Annotated in this window: 3 protein-coding genes; all 3 read left to right on the forward strand. The window is 41.3% G+C overall.

The features are described from left to right. The first annotated feature begins 317 nt into the window (after nt 1-317). The 3 genes from ACFQ1C_RS13715 to ACFQ1C_RS13725 are packed head-to-tail and all read left to right on the forward strand — an operon-like array spanning nt 318 to nt 3,759. Nucleotides 318-1,496, forward strand: coding sequence for a dsDNA nuclease domain-containing protein (locus tag ACFQ1C_RS13715; RefSeq protein ID WP_379559234.1), 1,179 nt, complete (start codon nt 318-320; stop codon nt 1,494-1,496). Then, nucleotides 1,496-1,975, forward strand: coding sequence for a hypothetical protein (locus tag ACFQ1C_RS13720; protein ID WP_379559235.1), 480 nt, complete (start codon nt 1,496-1,498; stop codon nt 1,973-1,975). Before ACFQ1C_RS13715 ends, ACFQ1C_RS13720 begins: the two co-directional genes overlap by 1 nt. After that, entirely contained in the window at nt 1,972-3,759 is a 1,788-nt protein-coding gene (locus ACFQ1C_RS13725) for a hypothetical protein (protein ID WP_379559236.1), read from the forward strand. Before ACFQ1C_RS13720 ends, ACFQ1C_RS13725 begins: the two co-directional genes overlap by 4 nt. Nucleotides 3,760-4,177 lie beyond the last annotated feature (418 nt).

The raw sequence follows: 4,177 nt of genomic DNA on the forward strand, positions 1-4,177 counted from the left end.
TGACGTTATTATTCAACGATCAGCTTCCGAGCATTTTTTACACCAAGTCGGAAGCTGAATAGTTACTATGTTTTTTTAGTTTTATTTATAAAGCTAACAATTCACTTAAATGGGGGCAGCTTAACAGGCCACCCATGTTAGTTGTTTGTTGACAACCATAACAAGGCCAATCACAAACGCCAGCAAGCTGGCTGGACTCGCTGACGCTCGCCTGTGTTGGCGGCGTTATACGGCCGTACTAATGCTATTAAGAATCAAGAAGAGGGGTTGGAAATGCGTATAATCGAGCGAAGAATATTTCCTAAAGGAAAATGAGCGTGACTGGAGAAGATAGCAATCGTCCAAAGCTTCATGAGGTTGCACCACGGGAGAACGTTGGAAGGGAAACCATTGCCCGTTATCAGGCTCAGTTTCGCGGCGCGGCTTTCGAGTGCTTGTCTTTATTGGAAGATGAGGCGCTAGACCGGGTCTATTGTGATTACCAAGATGATTTTGTCTCTCGTCTCAATGTTGATGGGAATTATGTTTATAATTTCTTTCAGGTCAAAACCAAAGGTAAGTTGAATTACCAATGGTCTGTAAATGATGTCTTAGGGATAAGGAAAGGCGCTAAGACCTGCGAACCAGCCAAGATTACTGATAGCTATATTGGAAAGCTCCTTATCCACACTATCAAATTTGAGAACTCCTGTGGGAACGTAATTTTTCTCACTAATGTCCATTTGAATGACGATTTAGAAGTGTTGCGTGATGCAATACAGGACGATAGTGATAACAACTATTACAAATTACTGCTTGAAAATTTCAATGACGCTTTAACTCCAGAGCTTCCTATAGAAGATCAGAGTATTATAGATCGAATTAAGAAGCTTCAGCTTAAATCGAATATTTCCTATTTGAATCCACACGACGATAAATTCTTCTCTGATGCGAGAGAGACCATTTATAAATACAGTGAAATAGATTTGCAGCGTTCTGAGTGTGAGGAAATCCTTAACAGTCTTATATCTCTTGTTGAACGGAAGTCGTTTGGAAAAATATTAGAGGAAATCGGAGAAGAGGACCTCGATGATATAGCAGGCGTTAGTCTTTCCGAAATGCTCGATATTTTGAGTATCTCCAAATCGGCATATCAGAGCTTAAGAGATAGCGGAGACTCACAAGCCATCAAGAACGCTTCGATTATTCATAGGTTGATGAGTAAGGCGGGTGCCTCAGAGAAAATGATAGAGTACGTATCTGACTGTAAGGTTCGATGGGATATATGGTTTAGGGATAAACGCCATACTGTTCCAGAGTTCGATCTGAATTTTATTCTTGAAGAAATAGAGGATAATGCTGCTGAGTGGGTTAAATCTGGAGAAAACCTGCCAATTCTTCGAAGTCGAATTGATAAAGTATTTTCAGCTTTAGAATATGAAGACTTGTCTGTCACTCTTGATCGTGAACTCCTTCTCGGTGCTGTTTTCTCATTTTTGGTTAGAGGAAACGCGTGATGAATTACGAAGAATTCTTTCAAGAAGCATCTGAAAAAGAAATTGTATTGTCTCTAGAACAATTCAGTGGTTCAGCAAATCATCGGCTGAGTAACGAGGCGCTTTTTCATCTCCCCTTGCTCGCGATGACTATTCTGTTGTTGTCCAAAGCACGTCGTAAGCCGAAGTCAGACGAACTAGGTCAGTTGATTGGTGAGTGTTTTGAGAGAACGTTTTCAGGTTTTAAAGGTTCATCCCAACACTTGGGGTGGTCGGCAAACCTTAGGATGCGGACAGTCAAGGCGCTAACCTTTCTTGAAACAGTAAGCCTTGTTGAGGTTGACCGCCATGATTCCCGCATTAAAGCTACTAATTTTGGAAAAAAGGTCGTATCAAAAGCAATAGATGTTCAATCAGACCTCGGTTATACGCTCCAGGTGATTGAACGAAATTACTTCGACTTACAAATAGAAAAACAAATAGCAATGGATTTGAAATGAAACTTATTGAATTAAAAATTCATCCTTCAGGCAAGGACGGTTGGGGTTCGAAGGACCTCGTGTTTGCTAATGATATTACCCAGCTATATGGGCCGAACGGCGCCGGAAAAACGCCTGTCATTCATTCAATTGCATTCGCGCTTGGATACCCTGTTCGATACAGGGACGATATTATGGCGAAATGTTCGTCAGTCAGCCTCACTGTAGAGCATGAAGAGGAATTCTTTACTTTAGAGAGGTATATTTCTGATAGATTTCACATAGAGGTGTCGGAGCGAGGCTCCAACGAACCTCGTGTATTCTACAACGAACAAGAGTTCTCCCAGTATCTTTTTTCTAGACTTGGACTCTCACCGCTCGCGCTGACAACCAATAAGAGCGAGCCCACTTATCCGTATATATCCACATTTTTGCCTCTCTTTTATATAGATCAAGATGCCGGTTACACGAGCGCTTACAAGCCTCCAGGTAGTTTCATAAAAGATCAGTACGCAGAGATGATCAGATTGGGAATTGGCATAGCACCAAAACATTCGTTCGAGGCAAAGCGTTTTCTCATAGAAAAGAAAAGAAAACTTGATTTAGTACATATTCAAATCGTCAACACTGAAGAGTTTATCCGAAAACTCGAAGAGCAGTCCGATGGTGATAATGTTTCCGTTGCAGAGCTCGAAGATGATTTGGGAAAATTGAGATATGAATTGGAAGAGCTCCGTAATAGTTTTGATGCGACGAACGATGCAGATTATGTTCTACAAAGACTAATTCGCGAGAAGCAGAATAAGCGGCATAATCTTTTTTCTTCAATAAAAGACCTAGAAAGCCGGATATCTGGGTTCAATAAGATAAAAGGCGAAATTGAGATCGAGATCAACACCTTATCTCTTAATGAAGAGTCTCGGCGACTTTTTAGTTCTTTTAAGGATATTTGTGCCACGCCTGGGTGTGGTCTTTTTACCTCTAGCTCCGATTCTTACGGGAAAAACTTGCTTTATCTTCGCGACCAAATCAAAGACTTAGATAGAAACACCAGTTTTCAAAAAATCAGAGTAGATGAATATTCATCTACTTTGAGAAAACTCGATGAAGAAATTGCCTCGCTTGAATCGAACTTGACGAGAGAAGGGGAGAATTCCCACACAACGTCTTTGATAGCGGCAATAAGTGCCTTAACGCGATCGATTATTGATCGACAAGGCAAAAAAGAAGTAATGGAAAGGATCGAGTCCGAGAGACACGATTACGTTCAGCTATTGAATAAGCGCAGGGCCCTTCAAGGAGATATCTCCTCTTTTGAGGGCGGTGCGAGCAGCTCGAATGATATTAGAATTCTGGAGTTCAGAAACTCCTATCGTAAGAAAATTATTGAATGGCTTGATGTCCTCAGTACGATGAACGTTTCGAGAGACATTACTGTTGACTCTGATTTTAATGTTCTGTTTGGAACGGAAAGATTATCCCAATTCAGCGGCAGCACACTTTTGCGAACAGTTCTTGCTCTCAGAGCCGCTTTCTTTGAACTGTTCATTTCCATGGGGTGCACCTCCATAGAATTCCTGATATTTGATACGCCACGTCAGCATGATATTGAAACCAAGGATTTTGCAGCATTTATCGCTAGGTTAAAAAACATCTGCAAAGATAATCGAGCTCAGATCGTCTTCTCTACTACAGAGTATCAATATAATGCAGCAGAGGGTGACATAGAATGGCAACCGGAATTTCTTGGCTTTGAACAGCCAATGTACTTAGGGGTAATTGATAATAATCAAGTGCCTAGCTAGGTGCAATGACCACAAAGTATGGGGTTTTAAAGGTGGGATACCATAAAAAATGAATAAATTGATGGTGCAGATTACGTATAACAAGCGCAAGCACTCGGAACAATTTTCCTCTTCGCTCCAAATTGTCCTGTGTTGCGAGCGTTAACTGGCTCGTTTGGTTTAGGCTTTTTGCCTGTTTGAAGCAATAAAGTTTGCAGGTAGCTTTGCTTGCGGCATGGAGTTCAGACGCTGTTCCAATTTTTTAGCTTTGTCTTGGTGCCGTTGGTAATCGTAGGTGATAACTTGCAGCATTCTAGTTTCGGTTGGCAGGTGTCACTTTGTCCTTGGTTCGCTGTGCTCAATAAGCATCAGGAAACTAACAGGCCACCCATGTTAACTGGTTAGTTTTTGAGCTGATATCTACACTTAAAGAGTTCGC

Origin of the sequence: Oceanisphaera ostreae, assembly GCF_042676125.1 — a bacterium.
GTDB classification, from domain to species: Bacteria; Pseudomonadota; Gammaproteobacteria; order Enterobacterales; family Aeromonadaceae; genus Oceanimonas; species Oceanimonas ostreae.

What these genes read in the sequence shown, in the direction of transcription:
- ACFQ1C_RS13725 (WP_379559236.1), top strand. Translation starts at nt 1,972, where the DNA reads ATGAAACTTATTGAATTAAAAATTCATCCTTCAGGCAAGGACGGTTGG.
- ACFQ1C_RS13720 (WP_379559235.1), top strand. Translation starts at nt 1,496, where the DNA reads ATGAATTACGAAGAATTCTTTCAAGAAGCATCTGAAAAAGAAATTGTA.